The following is a 15,873-nucleotide window of genomic DNA, read 5'->3' on the forward strand; positions in this document are numbered from 1 at the left end:
TAAGCTGCTGCTAAGCATGGATTTTTATTATTTAAATGTAGAAACTTATCAAAGTTTTTTAAGGAGGAGATTCCATGTTTTTTAGGAAAAAGGAGACAGACCCGGTTTGCGGAATGGAAATCAAAGTGACGAATTCAACAATTCGATTAGGTTATCAAGGTTCCGACTATTACTTTTGTTCGACAGATTGCCTCGGAAAGTTCAATATGGAACCACAAAAATTTATTGCTCATACAGCCAATTCAGATGAATTGGGACACCAGCATGGTGAGCACCACCACCACCATAGGGACCGCGGCAAACAGCATGATCATGAGCACCGTTTGCATAAGCACCACAATTATCATCGGCATTAAAGTGATAGAAGATATTTTCAATGAAAGGAGAAATCACGATGAAAGCACATAAGCTTTACACTGAACACGAACAGGATATGTCGGCTGCCAATCATCTGAATCATAAACATTCTAACGAAGAAGAATCATCCGAAGAAATTGAATACCGTTCATTGATGAAAAAGTGGTGGTTTGCTGCTGCTATATCCGTTCCAATTATTCTCGTTTCCTACCCTAATTTGTTCCCCGGTATCCGTGATTGGCTGCCAATGGGAAGTGATGGGCTATGGTGGGCGAGGCTTATTATGGGGATCTTAGCGTTAGTTGTCATGTTTTGGAGCGGCGGACAATTCTTTACGGGCATGTGGGAAGGTTTAAAGCAGAGATCCGCCAATATGCACACACTGATTGCCACTGGAATTAGTGCCGCCTGGCTTTATTCATTTGTTGCCCTTTTCTGGCCGGAACTTTTTCCAAAAGCTGAGATGGCGGAAGTATACTATGATGTTACAACCGTTGTAACTGCTCTCGTTATTCTGGGAATGGCGATGGAGGTTAAAGCGAGGGGGAGATCGTCCGAAGCAATTAAAAAACTAATCGGGCTGCAGCCAAAGACAGCTAATGTTATCAGAGAAGGAAAAGAGCTGAAAATACCGATCGAAGAAGTAAAGATTGGTGAAATAATTGTTGTCCGCCCCGGAGAGAAAATTGCTATTGACGGGATCGTTGTCGAAGGAAATTCAGCCGTCGACGAATCCATGCTGACCGGAGAATCTATGCCTGTTGAAAAAGCCCCGGGAAGTGATGTATTTGGGGGAACCCTGAACAAAACAGGGAGCTTTACCTTCAAGGTAACAAAAGAACAGAAGGATTCAGCGCTTGCCAATATTGTAGAAATGGTGAAACAGGCTCAAGGGTCCCGGATTCCGGTCCAAAAAGTGGTTGACCAGGTTTCAGCTTACTTTACCCCTGGTGTAATGATAGCGTCCATTTTCGGATATATCACATGGTTTAATTTTGGCCCTCAGCCGGGTTGGGTGTATGCCCTGATTGTTGCAGTCACTACATTAATTATCGCCTGCCCGTGTGCCCTTGGAATGGCGACTCCAATGTCATTGACAACCGGTGTTGGTAAAGGCGCCGAAAATGGGATCTTAATCCGTTCCGGGGAAGCACTGCAAATAGCACAAAAATTAGACACAATCGTACTTGATAAAACAGGGACTATCACTGAAGGAAAACCATCCCTGACCGATATTATACCGTTAGGAAGCTATCGAGAAGAAGAACTTCTGCAAATAGCAGCATCAATTGAACAGGGATCGGAGCATCCATTGGCTGCAGCGATTTTAGACGAAGCAGAACTAAAGCAGCAGACGCCGTCTAAAGTAAAAGGATTCAACGCAATCCCTGGTCACGGGGTAGAAGGTCTTGTCGATAAACAAAGGATTTATTTCGGCAATCTAAAGCTTATGAAAAAAGAAGGTATTGCGCTGGAAGGGTTCAACCAGTATGCTGCTGTACTGGCAGATGAAGGTAAAACGCCAATGTTTCTGGCTATTAATGGAGAAGCGGGCGGCATTATAGCAGTAGCGGATACAGTAAAAGAAGATTCGCTTTCAGCTATCCAGGAACTGCAAAAAATGGGGCTTGAAGTCGTTATGATCACCGGTGACAACGAACGCACCGCCAAGGCGATTGCAAAACAGGTAGGTATCAAGCGCGTGCTTGCGGATGTCTTACCGCAAGACAAAGCTGAAAACGTCCGAAAACTTCAAGGGGAGGGCAAAACTGTTGCAATGGTAGGTGATGGCATTAACGATGCTCCGGCTCTTACACAGGCTGACGTTGGGGTCGCCATTGGAACGGGTACAGATGTAGCGATTGAAGCAAGTGATATCACTTTAATCTCTGGAAGCCTTAACGGTGTCGCAAGTGCGATCAAGATCAGTCGGGCAACAATGAAGAATGTTTATCAGAACCTGTTTGGAGCATTTGTTTATAACACTGTGGGAATTCCAATAGCACTGGGTTTACTATATCCATTTACAGGCATATTGCTATCGCCCCTGCTTGCCGCGGCGGCAATGGCATTCAGTTCGGTAACAGTGATCTTAAACGCAAACCGTTTAAAACGTCTGAAACTAAAATTCAGTTAAAGGAGTTGTTTAATGATGGATGCTTCCAATTGGATTGTGACTATAGTAGGCTTGTTACTGATTGGGCTTATCGCCTGGTTTTTCTGGGGGCCGAAAAAGGGAGGAAGCTTGGCAAAAGTAAGTTCTTCAGGCTATCAAGAAGCAATGATAAGGGTTAAGAATGGATACAGTCCCGCACGGATCGTGGTCCAATCTGGAAAGCCGGTCAGATTTGAGTTTACCAGGGAAGAAACAACGGCTTGTTCAGAAATGGTTGTTTTTCCAGATTTCCAAAAAAGCGCCATGCTTCCTGTAGGAAGAAAGATTGCAATTGACCTGCCGCCCATGAAGGAAGGAATCTATGACTTTACTTGTCAAATGGGAATGTATAGAGGAAAAGTTATTGTTAAGAACTAAGAGTTATATTAAAAAAAGAGGGTAACTCAAAGGACCTTGAAGTCGTTTGGGTTATCCTTTTTATTTTTCACCATGTTCTTGTTGCAAATTTAATAGTTCCAGCATATAATTTTACCGAAGGAAACATTTTTTCATCTAACTAAAATATATACCCTCATCAAAATTTTTAAAGCATAATTGGCAGAATGGAGGATTGCTAAATGGACGATAATCGTAGTAGCTTAACAACATTAGACCAGATGGCCTATCAGTCGCTATTAGGAAGAGCTAGAGGCATTAAAAGATTAGTGCCGTTTTTAGGCCCGGCGTTTATAGCAGGTGTAGCCTATATTGATCCTGGAAATTTTGCCACAAATATTGCGTCTGGTTCTCAATATGGGTATATGCTGCTTTGGGTAGTACTTGTATCAAATCTAATGGCCATTCTTATTCAAGCTTTATCTGCTAAATTAGGAATAGCTACTGGAAAAAATCTTCCCGAAGTATCCCGCGAAAACTTCCCTAAACCCGTTTCATTTGGACTTTGGATTCAAGGAGAACTTGTTGTCATTGCCACAGACCTTGCTGAATTTATCGGGGCTGCCCTGGGTTTATATTTATTGTTTGGAATACCTTTATTACCAGCTGCTATCATTGCAGCCATAGGTTCGTTTGCCATACTTGAATTGCAGCGGCGGGGAGTTCGTCCTCTGGAGGCCGGGATAACCGGGATGGTGTTTATTGTCGTTATTGCATTTGGATTACAGGTTCTATATTCACAACCTGATACAGGAGCCATATTTAATGGACTTTTTACTCCACAATTTAGTGGAGCGGATAGTGTGATGCTGGCTGCGGGTATATTAGGTGCAACTGTTATGCCACACGCCATTTATCTTCACTCCGCATTAACTCAAAAAAGGATTGTCGGGAGAACAGAGGGAGAACGAAAAAGAATATTTCGATTTGAATTCATCGACATCTTAATTGCTATGGTCATCGCAGGTGGGGTTAATGCAAGTATGCTTATTGTTGCCGCTGCCCTTTTTCATAAAAACGGATTGAATGTTCGAGATTTGGATTTGGCGTTTAATCAATTTGGGGAATTAGTTGGGCCATTTTCAGCTATATTATTCGGTATTGGTTTATTATCTTCTGGCTTGGCCAGTTCTTCAGTTGGTACAATGTCCGGAGATATTATCATGCAGGGGTACATTAAACGCCGCATTCCTCTTTATTTAAGAAGAGCAATTACTGTTATTCCACCTATCTTAATTATTGCGATGGGAGTGAATCCAACAACTGCCCTTGTTATTAGTCAAGTCATCCTGTCGTTTGGGATTCCATTTGCGTTAATCCCGCTAATTTTATTTACAAGCAACAAAAAGATAATGGGCAGTCTTGCCAACCATAAGATAACGAATGCTATGGCTTGGGCAATAGCCATCGTTATAATTGCTTTAAATATCTTTCTCTTGATCCAAACGTTTGCCAATTTTAATTAAGATAAGCTACTAATATGACAATTTGGCAATATAAAAATAAAATGGTTGCTTGTTTATTTAAGCCACTTACATTAGCTGGTCAAAGCCGATAATCCCTGACACGGGAATATCGGCTTTTTACATTTGAGAAATCACTTTGCTAACAAAATGCACATTTTTTGGCTAGACTTAGATTTTACATACTAAAATTGCACATTTTCCAGCTTTTTTATAACAAGCGAAAAATGTTATCAATTCGACAAAAAGGATGATTAAAACCTCTATTCGAGTGTATTAATTTATGATAAGTTATAAACCATAAGGGGGTATGCTAAATGGCGAAAATCTTAGTGATTGACGATGATCAAAATATATCGACCATGATGAGAAGGGGTCTGACATTTGAAGGCTATGACGTTAAAACCGCAAATAATGGAAGAGACGGCCTTCTTCAAATATTGGAGGGGTCACCTGATTTGGTCATTCTCGATGTCATGATGCCAGGCATTGATGGATTGGAAGTATGCCGGAGGATAAGAAAAGATAGCAATATTCCCATTCTTATGGTCACAGCCAGGGATTCTGTCTCTGACCGTGTTGAAGGGCTTGAGACCGGGGCTGATGATTATCTGGTCAAACCGTTCGCTTTTGAAGAACTTGCTGCCCGTGTGAAAGCCTTATTAAGAAGAATGGACAACGGTTCGTCAGAGGATTTTATTCAGTTTGCAGATTTAACGCTTGATTTAGCTTCTCGGTCAGCAACAAGAAAAGAGCGTCAAATCGAATTATCAACAACGGAGTTTAATTTATTGGCTCTTTTTATGCAGAATCCTAAACGTGTATTACTACGCAATTTGATCATGGAAAAGGTTTGGGGCTATGACTTTGAGGGCGAATCTAATGTTCTTGAAGTATATATAGGCTATTTACGCCATAAGCTGGAAGAACAAAATGAATCAAGGTTGATCCATACCGTCCGGGGGACAGGATATGTGATGAAGGAATGAAATCTATGCCAATTAGATTACGCTTAACGCTCTGGAACTGTTTTATTTTTGGAACAATCATTGCGGTTATCATTTCGGTTGTCTACCTTAAGCACAAACAGTCACACTACAGAGAAATTGACAGGATGCTTTTGAATATATCGGCGCACGTTCATGAGGAAATTAATCAACAATTAAGCGAAGGAACGCCATTTAAAGAGGTTCAAGTTTCAATTGACGAACTCTCTATTAGCGAGATTGCAATTATGGTGAAAAGTAAGACAGGGGCCCTTATTGAAGCAAATTCCCACCCTTTCTTTAAGGATCGCCGGATAATGAATGAAAATCAGGTTATAGATCCTGTTAACTTTAAAACTATAACTGACAGTGATGGTGTAAGGATTCGCGTTCATACCGCTTCGGTTCATCAAAAAGGAGAAGTTGTCGGGTATATTGAAATGCTCTATTCATTGAGAACACTTGATAACTCCTTACTTCGATTTAAATGGATAGTCATTGGTTTCACAGGTGTTGGTATCTTTCTGGCAGCGATTGCTGGATGGTTCTTAGCGAAAAAAACATTATCCAGAGTAGATTTAATAGGGAGAACAGCAAAAGCAATCGCTTCTTCACAAGATTTTCAACAGCGCGTCCTTCATGTCGGTCCTGCCGATGAATTAGGAAAACTAACTGAGACTTTCAACCAGATGTTGGATAGCCTTGAGAAAGCATATACTAACCAAAAGCGTTTTTTATCGGATGCCTCCCATGAACTTCGGGCACCACTAACAAGTATTCGGGGTAATCTTGATATTTTACATAAAATCAAAAATATTCCGGAAGCTGAAAAAGAAGAAATGCTAAACGATATTCGAAGTGAATCTATACGCATGTCAAAGCTAGTCTCAGATTTATTGTCGCTTGCCAGGGCTGAAGCTGGTCAATTGTTTAATATGGAAACTATCAATTTATCCTCCCTTATAACAGTGGTAATAGAGGAAATGGAAACTTGGAAAAAAGCAGTGAATGTGGAAGCAAGCATAGAAGACGATTTATATATTTGGGGCAGTAGTGATGCAATTAAACAGTTATTGATTATTCTGCTGGACAATGCAATCAAGTATACTCATCCAGGAGGATCTGTTTTTGTTAGCTTGGAAACAGCAAACGATCAAGCGACTATTAAAATCAAAGATACGGGAATTGGTATCGAAAAGGAAGAGCTGCCATTTATCTTTGAGCGGTTCTATCGGACACCATCTGCTAGAAAACATACCCCTGATGGAACAGGCCTGGGACTGGCTATCGCAAAATGGATAGTTGATGAGCATAATGGCAGCTTGGTTTTAACAAGCCAATCTGGAGAAGGTTCGGAGTTTATCGTTTGTTTTTCAGTCATAAAATGAGGGTGAGATGGAGAGCTTCCGCTGACTATCTAAGAACGGCCCTCCAACGTACAGGGTGTACTAGTGCCGACAATGCCACAGGACGTGGCTTTTTGTCGGGGTTGGACAACGCGCACTTTCGTTTTTCTTACTGCAACTATTCTAGAAACCCTTTGGCTGTGATAGATGTTAAAAAACCAAACCCGGATATTTTTAATTGAATCCTATCTTTTATGTTAATATTTTTTTGAATAAATATAGAAAGATTATCCACTCTGAATTCATTATATTTATTGATATCCTTTGGTTTTTTCGGTATAGCAAGCAACTCTTGCACACCTCCAACACAACAGCCTTTTACCTCTACTGTCTTTACTGTTAGATGTTTTCCTTTGGACTCAATCCACACTTTTGCTTTATCATCCAGTTCAATATGCATATATTTATTACTCACCCTTTCTATTAAATTTTTCGTTAAGGAGTCATTCACAATATAAAAAATTGTTTTTAGCATGTCAACAAATCATGAATGGTTTATACGAACCCGAAATTTCTTTTTATGCTTGTTAAGCTCTGTAAAGAAAAAAGCGTTCACAAATGGGAACGCTTTTTTCTGAAGATAATTATGCAAAATAAATAGAAGGGGGCTATTTATTTTTCGTACTACTTTATTATTTTATAATTTTTCTTTGCAGAAATTATGAAGTAATACTATAAATTGATGCAATATCTATTTAAATAAAAATTTAAAATACACGATTCATCACGCCACCATTTATAATGAATAACTATACTTTTAATAACACAACTTCTTTTGTGGCTTTAAAATAATTTTTTTTTGTAAACCGGAAGCATCAATAACTAAAGGTGTATCATAAGAAATGCCTAATATCCGTCTAATTTCAGCAGGAATTGAAATTTGTCCATTTCGAATGACACATTGGTTTAATGTTTGATTATCATTGTGTTTTTCGATAATAATATTTGAATATTTTATATAAATATAAAGATAGTCGCCTTCTAAAATAGAGAGCTTCGTCTGAATTTTTTTGGGAATACAGATTTGTCCCTTTTTCGATATACGCCTTACATACATTCTCGATTCCTCAACTCCTTACTCTTTTTATATTAGCATTTATACATCCGGCTGATAGGGGCTCCCAACGGTCACTAAATGACTTTCAATCGGGAAGCCTGCTGCCTTAATTTTTTCTTTTTACAATCATACAAATAAAATTTGTAGAAAATTTGCAGATAGTTTTTATTTAAAAGGTAATAAATTCCATTTATAGCCTGTTTGATCATTGTTTTCTTCATAATTTCTTTAAAGTTTATTGATATATTAAAATTTAGTGGATCTGCGTTTCAACTCCTATGGAAATGAATGTACATAGTTTTTAATAAAACCGTTTATTAAAGAATGAAAGTAGGTTTTTGGCTTTGGATAGAACTAAAATTACTATCCTTCTATTAGTGGTTATCATAGTTAGTCTCTCTTTTTATTTATTTACGATTTTAAAAAAAGAAGGAGGTATCTCTAACGTCTTAAACTTAATGTTAGAAGAAAGTGGCCCGGAAATTGTCGAAGCATCTTCATTTCACAATGAAAATGATAAAAGTCCTATTGTTAAGATTAAGCAAAGTGTTTTATTGAATGCACCTGTCATAAAACAATTTCCGGAATTGCCAAGAGGCTGTGAGGTGACCAGTCTTGCCATGCTTTTGCAGTACGCGGGGATAAACGTTGATAAAATGGAATTGGCGCAGAAAGTTAAAAAAAATCCTGCACCTTTAACAAGAGATCGTGATAAAATTTTTTGGGGAGATCCCAATGATGGCTATATCGGTGATATGTATTCTTATAGCAACCCCGGTTTTGCAGTATATCACACACCAATTAAAGACTTGGCAGAACAATTTTTGCCTGGGAGAATAGTAGATCTCACAGGAAAAGATTTTATTGAGTTAAAAACATTTCTTTCTCTTGATATTCCAGTTTGGGTAATCACAAATACCACTTATAAGATATTACCGGAAAATGCGTTTGAAAAGTGGCAAACACCAAATGGAGAAGTGAAGATCACGTATAAAGAACACTCGGTGTTAATAACGGGCTATGATGAAAAATATGTGTATTTTAATGATCCTATAAGCGGAACTAAAAATATGGCGATAACAACAACAGATTTTTTAGATGCCTGGAGGCAAATGGGCAGTCAGGCAGTATCTTATCTACCTAAAATTATTGAATAGAAAATGAGTGTAAAAATATGACCACAAACATTTTAATTTATTTCGCTATGTAACAAAATGTTATTAAAGCATCTATTCAAATCAAATAATAGATTCTTTAATAGTTTTTTATAGATAGACTCACATTTTTTGCAATTTTGCAGTATATTAATTTTATCAATCTTGTTATTTTAAAATAAAAACTAAGAACAATTAAAGCAAGTTAAGCTTGGAGAACCTGAGAGCCAAGTATTAGGGTGATGACTTATTTTTTTAATCCCCCTTAACAATATCTTTTTAATAAATTCACATGTTGCTGTTTCGCAGGAGCATTTAGAAATAATAGGAGTTGATATCGTGATTTTATATACGTATTTTAAACAGCTTCTAAATAAAAAGATGGGCATTTATTTATTTGCAGTAATCTTATTTTGGCTCAAGACATATTTTGTTTATCGAATGGAGTTTAACTTAGGTGTAAGCAACGGGCTGCAGCAGTTCCTGTTGCTTGCAAATCCTATTAGCTCAGCAATTTTGTTCCTGGGGATTGCCTTATTTTTCAAAGGGCGAAAACAACAATGGGCACTTTTTGCGATCAATGCTTTTCTATCATTAATTTTGTATTCGAATGTTGGATATTATCGATTTTTCAATGATTTTATTACCGTTCCTGTCCTGTTCCAAACGCAAAATTTTGGAAAGGTTAGTGGCAGTGTAGGTTCACTGCTTGGACCAATTGATATACTCTATTTTATTGATACTCTTATACTTTTAGTCATAATTATTATGAAGCAAGTTAATCCGGTAGTAAGACTGTCAAAGCGTTCATTAGCGGCTGTTTTTTTATCAGGATTGTTGATTCTTACTGTTAACGTAGGACTGGCAGAAATAGATCGTCCCCAATTATTGACGCGTACTTTTGATCGAAATTATCTGGTTAAATATTTAGGAGCATATAATTTCACGATTTATGATATTATTCAAAGTTCAAGATCATCAGCACAAAGAGTAATGGCTGATAGCAATGATATTACATTGGTTGAAAATTATACTACAGCCAATTATACAAGTCCGAATCAAGAATATTTTGGTGCCGCAAAAAGGATGAATGTTATTTATATCTCGATGGAATCATTCCAAAATTTTTTAATTGGATACAAGTTGCGCGGTGAAGAAGTCACGCCTTTTTTAAATTCTTTAACAAAAGACCCGAATACGATCTATTTTAATAACTTTTTCCATCAAACAGGGCAGGGGAAAACTTCTGATGCGGAATTCTTGCTGGATAACTCCCTATACCCATTGCCCCAGGGAGCAGTTTTCACATTGAAAGCCCAAAATACGTATCAGGGACTGCCAGCTATTTTAAAAGCTAACGGGTTTTATTCCGCGGTATTTCATGGAAATGATAAATCGTTTTGGAACCGGGAAGAAATGTATAAATCATTAGGATATGATATGTTTTACGACTCTGCTTATTACAGTATGCTCGAAGAAGATGTACTGAATTACGGATTGGAAGATAAACCATTTTTCAAGGAAACCATCCCATATTTAACCGGTTTGAAACAACCTTTTTATGCAAAGTTAATAACATTGTCAAATCATTTTCCATATCCATTGCGGGAAGAAGACCAATCCATTCTTCCTGCAGATACAGGTGATGCTACAGTAGATCGTTATTTCCAAACAGCACGTTACTTGGATGAAGCTTTACAGCAATTTTTTACTGATTTAAGAGCAACAGGCCTTGATAAAAACACGATGGTTGTTATGTATGGAGATCATTATGGGATTTCGGAAAACCGCAAGGAAGCTCTGACAAAATTATTTGGCAAGGAAATTAATGACTTTGAGCAGGCTCAACTGCAGAGGGTACCTCTCTTTATCTATGCTCCCGGGTTAAAGGGCTTTGTAAATGAAACATATGGCGGGGAAATTGATGTAAGGCCTACAATACTCCACCTGCTGGGGATTGATACAAAGCACCAAATTTCTTTCGGATCTGATTTATTATCTAATGAAAGAGATCGAATTGTTGCTTTCAGGAATGGGGACTATGTTGCAGATCAAGTCACATCTGTAAAAGGGACAATCTATGATAATAAAACCGGTCAAGAAGTTAAGGATAAAAGCCCATATCAAAAGTACACTGAGGCTGTGAAAAGTGAACTTGAAATGTCGGATAAAGTCGTTTATGGGGATTTGCTTCGTTTTCACAATCTTAACGGGATAAAGAAGACTGATCGAGCCAAATTGGATTATTCAAGTGCAAAGAATTTAAACAAGTAAGAAATCACTTGAAGTATGAAAAACCTCTCTAAACTACTTGTTGAATATTAAAAGGCCCGTCATTCGATGGGCCTTTATGAATTTAATGAAAAGGTTATTCTTCCTTCTGCATAGAAAATTCATATTTTATTTTTATTATTAGTATGGTGAAAACTCATATTTAATACTTATGTTAACTATTATAGTTGGTCAGGTAGTTTCGATTAATAAAGGAGGCAAAGGAATGTCCAAAAACAAAAAGACAAAAAATAAAAAAAGGTTTGGTTTAGAGTGGCTACTGGTAGCTATTGTTGGGGCCTTTATTATCGTGATATTTATCCCTAAAAATGATACAGGAAATATAAGTTTCCCAGATTTGCACGGGTTGAGTTATTCCGCTGATGGCCGAAAGTTAATCGTGGCGGTACATGATGGGCTTAGGGAATATTCAAACGGAAAATGGTCAATTCCCGATGCTGAGAAAAATGATTATATGGGTTTTTCTGCTACAAAAGATGGTTTTTACAGCAGTGGGCATCCTGGTCCAGGTTCGACTTTAAAGAATCCGTTGGGCATAGTCAAAAGTACTGACAATGGCAAAACAATCGAACCGGTTGCTCTGCATGGAGAAGTTGATTTTCATGCTCTATCCGTTGGCTATGAAACAGAAGATATTTATGTATTTACTCCTGAAGTCAACTCTGTAATGGAAGATTCTGGATTTTACTATTCAAATGATCAGGCAAATTCCTGGAATCAGATGGCAATGAACGGAGTTACTGGTACTCCTGCTGTTATAATTGCCCATCCTTCAAAGGACGGAGTCATTGCGGTTGGCACAGATAACGGTTTGTATATTTCTAATAACTACGGCGAATCGTTTGAGGCAGTACTACAAGATACTGCTGTGAAAGCTGCGGTGTTCACCACCAGTGATGAAATGATTGTTGGCAGCAACCAGGAGATTGTGAAGCTGGATCTATTAAATAACAATACAACAAATTACAAATTGCCGGAAAACATTGACGGCAATATTTCTTTTATCAGTAATAACTTTAAAAATAACGATGAACTGGCATTTGCTACAGACCAATTAAATATTTATGCAAGTAAAGACAATGGAGAAACCTGGGAATATATTGTTAAACAAGGCTCGGCTAAAAACATTGAGTAAAACTATTCTAACTCGGCGTTTGCCGAGTCTTTTTCTTTTTATAGCAAATTCATGAATCATACAAAGACTTCTATCGGCATAAAGGTTCAATCAAATAATTTTTATACTATAGGCGATGCGGCAACGAAGCTGTCATTTTAATTGGGTCAATCGTTCAGCTTGACAAATCAAATATAAAAAGAATTACGAGGGCAGAAAAATCTGCTCATAACCATCTTGAATGTTGTTTATCTCTTTACGGATGATATTCATTCTTTTATCCAAAGTTGCTGCTGCCTGCGCTGCCTCATATAAATCATGTTTTAAGTAATCAGGTATATTCCCTTCATGCTTGTAATACAGCTTGTGTTCCAGACTAGCCCAAAAGTCCATTGCCAGCGTGCGGAGTTGAATTTCCGCAAAAATGTCTTTTTGCCTTGTACTCAAAACAAGAGGGATTTTCACAATGACATGCAAACTTTTATAGCCGTTAGGCTTTGGATTCTTAATATAATCCTTTAACTCTACAACTTTTAAATCCGCTCTTTTTTTTAATAGATTGGCCATGTAATATATATCTTCCTCAAAGCAACAAGTAATACGGATTCCAATAATGTCATGCAAGTATTTTTCAGCATTTTCGAGGGTAGGCTCCAGGTTTTTTCGTTCCAGCTTGTTCAAGATACTTTCGAGTTCCTTTAGACGAATATTAATATGCTCAATCGGGTTGTAATACTTTAAAAGATTTGCTTCCTGATTCATAATTGATATTTTTGTTTTCAATTCCGCCATCGCAAATGTATACGGGAGTAAAAAACTGTTCCATTCATTTTCTGTATTTATAATTTTCATAAAAAACTACACCTTTCTTCAGGACCAGGAGTTGGCTCATTATTTAGAATACTTGATACAAATGAAATAACTCTGAATCAAACATAAGAATTGGATAAGAGATTCAGGATAATTAATTCTTATTTTTTTCTCATATTTATCTCAGTTAGTATTAAGCAGGCGTGTGTAAGATATAAACAGAAAGACATTATTAAACAATTAAAATTAAAAAAGGGGTAAAACGATGAAAGCGAAAAAGCAGGTCCATATGCATGAACATGCATGTGGCAAAATGACTTACGAATATAGTTGAAATGGTGAAACAGGCGCAAGGATCCGGGCTATTCACTTGGTCACTCAGGCCCTTTGATAAAAAAAACATTCGTTGTTTCAACGAGGAGGAACGGGTATGAGCACTATTGGGCAAACTATTCAACCTGCAACACCGTTTAAAAGAATTGTGCCTGCACTTGTTGTCTCAAATGCGGCAGCTACTATTGCAATTATACCGCCTATCATCATATTGCTGACTTTAAAGCTTACCTCTATTGCCCCAAATAATGTGGCAGGTGCTTTGGCTATGGTGACAGGAATAGGGGCATTTGTTGCTATGATATTTAATCCGGTGGCGGGCGCTATTGGTGACCGCACCCGATTCCAGTTTGGGAGACGTAGAACATGGATATTAGCAGGGGCAATCTTTGGCGGAGCTTCGCTGCTGGGAATAGGTCTTGTTGCAGAAGTATGGCAAATAACCTTGTTATGGGCGTTAGCCCAAGCCTCCTTTACTTTTCAACTTTTAGCTAACAATGCCCTGATTGCAGAACAAATAGTGGAATCACGCCGGGGTTCCATTTCAGGTATCGTAGGTGCTGTTCCAGGAATAGCGCCACTGATCGGGATCGCCCTATTGAATAAAATGAATGCACAACCAGATTTGCTAAAGTGGGCCATTTTAGCGATTATTGCCGTTATTGGCGCTGTTATAGCCGTAATTTTGATACGTGAAGGAAGATATTTGGATTCACGTAAAGTAAAGAATGAGACGACAAAGTTCAATTTATGGAATATTATTCCAAATCCTCGTAAATATCCAGCCTTCGCTTCAGCTTGGGTGACACGATTTCTGGTCTTCTCCTGTATACCAGCTAGTTTGTTTAACTCAGTATACCTAATAGAACGGTTTCGTTTTTCCAAAGCTGAATTGACTGATAAAATTATGTTAACAATAGTTATTTCGACCGTTCTCGTATTTGTATTTAGTCTTATTGGAGGAATGATTTCCGACCGCTTAAGACGGCAAAAGCCATTTGTTATCGGAGCAGGTATCTTAATGGGATTTTCACTAATTCTGCAAGGATTTGCTCCAAGTTTTCCGATTTTTTTAGTTGCCACGGTTTTGATGGGGATTGGTTCTGGCACTTATTTCGCAGTAGATTTGGCAATTCTTACACGAGTACTCCCTAACAAGGGAGATGCAGCAAAAGATCTCGGTATATTTAATATTGCGAACACTTTGCCGCAGACTATTATCCCGGCCATTGCACCTCTTATACTTAACGTTGGTGGGTATGAGATGTTCTTTAGTTTCACAGGAATTCTTGGTATGTTAAGTGGGATTGCTGTTCTCGGGGTTCCCGAGATGTTACCAAGAGAGAGCAATGTTGTTTTGCCCAAATCAGTAAAAAAAAACAATTAAATCAAGTAACATTCTATAGGCTGATTATTTTGAAGGACTTCAGAATAAAATGTTTGTGATGAAACATCTGTAAAAATAACGATTCATTTAAAAGGTCGGAGGAGATAGTTATGAATAAAAATGGAAAAGCCTCGGAGACAACTGTGCATTCATCAGGTCAATTAAAAAAAGGAAGAGGTATTCTAAAGGCAATTGGATCAATCCTTGTCGCCATCCTTGCTTCATCTCATCATTGGGTGCACACATTGCTTATCGCACTGGGATTAACTACATTGGGAACAGGATTATTATCACTTTCCCCATGGGTGAAAATTGTGTTTATGCTCCTTTCCCTGGTTATCTCTGTTTGGATGATTCGAGGGGCCTTGCGCAAATGGAATCATCACCGTTCCGTTTCTTGGGTATATTTGATTTCTTCAATACTGTCGATCATCATCGTGTTAACTGCCCTGCCACAAATTTTTGATGACAGCAATCCAATTCAGCAGAACGAAGAGCAGCAGGAGCATCAACAACATCATTAACAGGCGGGATCGTAAATCTATCTTTTTCGTCTGTGCTTACAGGGCTCGTGCCGGCAAAATTATATTTATAGTAAATGGCTTATTCAATTGGTGCTATGTAACAATCGTACCACGAGTTCAGCGTATTCAAATTGTTAGTTTTACCGTCCTGCAAAAGACTAGCATACTCCGTGCCATGGCGGCCATGAAAGATCCCCTGTAGAGTGGCTTTTACGCCAGTATTCTATAATAGCAGCCGGTACAACTAAAAAATATGTTTCTAATTTCATTCTCAGTTTGATTTCAGGCTTGTTTAACATTTTTTAATTATACTTGAGTCGCCATAAAACATAAAAACGAGGTGAATAGAAATGGGATGTCATGGTGGCCATAAAAATCACAATTCCCATCACAGTGACAGAAATCATCGTCGACCATATGGAAGAGGTGGACACGGCAT

Annotated in this window: 14 protein-coding genes; 11 read left to right on the forward strand and 3 right to left on the reverse strand. The window is 38.0% G+C overall.

Annotation, left to right across the window (positions count from 1 at the left end):
* Positions 1 to 74: 74 nt before the first annotated feature.
* The 6 genes from CU635_RS13505 (at position 75) to CU635_RS13530 (ending at position 6,745) form a co-directional block, all read left to right on the forward strand.
* Positions 75 to 356, forward strand: coding sequence for a YHS domain-containing protein (locus tag CU635_RS13505; RefSeq protein ID WP_101577891.1), 282 nt, complete (start codon positions 75 to 77; stop codon positions 354 to 356).
* A gap of 38 nt (positions 357 to 394) precedes the next feature.
* A complete protein-coding gene (locus CU635_RS13510) occupies positions 395 to 2,494 on the forward strand; it encodes a copper-translocating P-type ATPase (RefSeq protein WP_245917464.1) in 2,100 nt (699 codons plus the stop codon).
* A 12-nt stretch (positions 2,495 to 2,506) separates the two neighbouring features.
* Positions 2,507 to 2,890: a cupredoxin domain-containing protein gene (locus tag CU635_RS13515; protein WP_245917465.1), complete on the forward strand. Its 384-nt coding sequence runs from the start codon at positions 2,507 to 2,509 to the stop codon at positions 2,888 to 2,890.
* A gap of 200 nt (positions 2,891 to 3,090) precedes the next feature.
* Positions 3,091 to 4,374, forward strand: a complete 1,284-nt coding sequence (locus CU635_RS13520) for an Nramp family divalent metal transporter (protein WP_101577892.1) — start codon at positions 3,091 to 3,093, stop codon at positions 4,372 to 4,374.
* A gap of 314 nt (positions 4,375 to 4,688) precedes the next feature.
* Positions 4,689 to 5,360, forward strand: a complete 672-nt coding sequence (locus tag CU635_RS13525) for a response regulator transcription factor (RefSeq protein WP_101577893.1) — start codon at positions 4,689 to 4,691, stop codon at positions 5,358 to 5,360.
* A gap of 131 nt (positions 5,361 to 5,491) precedes the next feature.
* Positions 5,492 to 6,745 (forward strand): sensor histidine kinase, encoded by a 1,254-nt coding sequence (locus CU635_RS13530; RefSeq protein ID WP_219620170.1) that lies wholly within the window; start codon positions 5,492 to 5,494, stop codon positions 6,743 to 6,745.
* A gap of 136 nt (positions 6,746 to 6,881) precedes the next feature.
* Here the strand turns inward: CU635_RS13530 and CU635_RS13535 are convergent, their stop codons facing one another.
* On the reverse strand, positions 6,882 to 7,238 hold the full coding sequence (locus CU635_RS13535) for a CC/Se motif family (seleno)protein (RefSeq protein ID WP_245917466.1): 357 nt from the start codon (positions 7,236 to 7,238) through the stop codon (positions 6,882 to 6,884).
* Between the two features lie 282 nt (positions 7,239 to 7,520).
* The gene (locus CU635_RS13540) at positions 7,521 to 7,820 is read right to left on the reverse strand and encodes an AbrB/MazE/SpoVT family DNA-binding domain-containing protein (protein WP_101577896.1); all 300 of its coding nucleotides are present in this window, start codon (positions 7,818 to 7,820) and stop codon (positions 7,521 to 7,523) included.
* Positions 7,821 to 8,164: 344 nt separating this feature from the next.
* Here CU635_RS13540 and CU635_RS13545 point away from each other — a divergent pair, with 344 nt between their 5' ends.
* From CU635_RS13545 to CU635_RS13555, 3 genes are all read left to right on the forward strand, one after another.
* On the forward strand, positions 8,165 to 8,977 hold the full coding sequence (locus CU635_RS13545; protein WP_245917467.1) for a C39 family peptidase: 813 nt from the start codon (positions 8,165 to 8,167) through the stop codon (positions 8,975 to 8,977).
* 378 nt (positions 8,978 to 9,355) lie between these two features.
* Positions 9,356 to 11,248, forward strand: coding sequence for a lipoteichoic acid synthase (gene ltaS / locus CU635_RS13550; RefSeq protein WP_101577959.1), 1,893 nt, complete (start codon positions 9,356 to 9,358; stop codon positions 11,246 to 11,248).
* 223 nt (positions 11,249 to 11,471) lie between these two features.
* Positions 11,472 to 12,401, forward strand: coding sequence for a F510_1955 family glycosylhydrolase (locus tag CU635_RS13555; RefSeq protein WP_101577898.1), 930 nt, complete (start codon positions 11,472 to 11,474; stop codon positions 12,399 to 12,401).
* 183 nt (positions 12,402 to 12,584) lie between these two features.
* Here the strand turns inward: CU635_RS13555 and CU635_RS13560 are convergent, their stop codons facing one another.
* Positions 12,585 to 13,232, reverse strand: a complete 648-nt coding sequence (locus CU635_RS13560; RefSeq protein WP_101577899.1) for a GTP pyrophosphokinase — start codon at positions 13,230 to 13,232, stop codon at positions 12,585 to 12,587.
* A 388-nt stretch (positions 13,233 to 13,620) separates the two neighbouring features.
* On the opposite strand from CU635_RS13560, the gene CU635_RS13565 reads away from it, so the two are divergent.
* Both CU635_RS13565 and CU635_RS13570 read left to right on the forward strand, forming a co-directional pair.
* Positions 13,621 to 14,910 carry an MFS transporter gene (locus CU635_RS13565; protein WP_101577900.1) on the forward strand — a complete coding sequence of 430 codons (1,290 nt, stop codon included), beginning with the start codon at positions 13,621 to 13,623 and terminating at the stop codon, positions 14,908 to 14,910.
* 110 nt (positions 14,911 to 15,020) lie between these two features.
* Positions 15,021 to 15,434 carry a hypothetical protein gene (locus tag CU635_RS13570; RefSeq protein ID WP_101577901.1) on the forward strand — a complete coding sequence of 138 codons (414 nt, stop codon included), beginning with the start codon at positions 15,021 to 15,023 and terminating at the stop codon, positions 15,432 to 15,434.
* Positions 15,435 to 15,873: the final 439 nt, after the last annotated feature.

The organism is Bacillus canaveralius, assembly GCF_002860125.1.
Lineage (GTDB): Bacteria > Bacillota > Bacilli > Bacillales > Cytobacillaceae > Bacillus_BJ > Bacillus_BJ canaveralius.

Excerpts from the sequence above, each read along its gene's own strand:
- CU635_RS13525 (WP_101577893.1), top strand. The coding sequence starts at position 4,689 with ATGGCGAAAATCTTAGTGATTGACGATGATCAAAATATATCGACCATG.
- CU635_RS13515 (WP_245917465.1), top strand. The coding sequence starts at position 2,507 with ATGATGGATGCTTCCAATTGGATTGTGACTATAGTAGGCTTGTTACTG.
- CU635_RS13560 (WP_101577899.1), bottom strand. The coding sequence starts at position 13,232 with ATGAAAATTATAAATACAGAAAATGAATGGAACAGTTTTTTACTCCCG.
- CU635_RS13510 (WP_245917464.1), top strand. The coding sequence starts at position 395 with ATGAAAGCACATAAGCTTTACACTGAACACGAACAGGATATGTCGGCT.
- CU635_RS13505 (WP_101577891.1), top strand. The coding sequence starts at position 75 with ATGTTTTTTAGGAAAAAGGAGACAGACCCGGTTTGCGGAATGGAAATC.
- ltaS (WP_101577959.1), top strand. The coding sequence starts at position 9,356 with ATGGGCATTTATTTATTTGCAGTAATCTTATTTTGGCTCAAGACATAT.
- CU635_RS13540 (WP_101577896.1), bottom strand. The coding sequence starts at position 7,820 with ATGTATGTAAGGCGTATATCGAAAAAGGGACAAATCTGTATTCCCAAA.
- CU635_RS13535 (WP_245917466.1), bottom strand. The coding sequence starts at position 7,238 with ATGCTAAAAACAATTTTTTATATTGTGAATGACTCCTTAACGAAAAAT.
- CU635_RS13555 (WP_101577898.1), top strand. The coding sequence starts at position 11,472 with ATGTCCAAAAACAAAAAGACAAAAAATAAAAAAAGGTTTGGTTTAGAG.
- CU635_RS13565 (WP_101577900.1), top strand. The coding sequence starts at position 13,621 with ATGAGCACTATTGGGCAAACTATTCAACCTGCAACACCGTTTAAAAGA.
- CU635_RS13520 (WP_101577892.1), top strand. The coding sequence starts at position 3,091 with ATGGACGATAATCGTAGTAGCTTAACAACATTAGACCAGATGGCCTAT.
- CU635_RS13570 (WP_101577901.1), top strand. The coding sequence starts at position 15,021 with ATGAATAAAAATGGAAAAGCCTCGGAGACAACTGTGCATTCATCAGGT.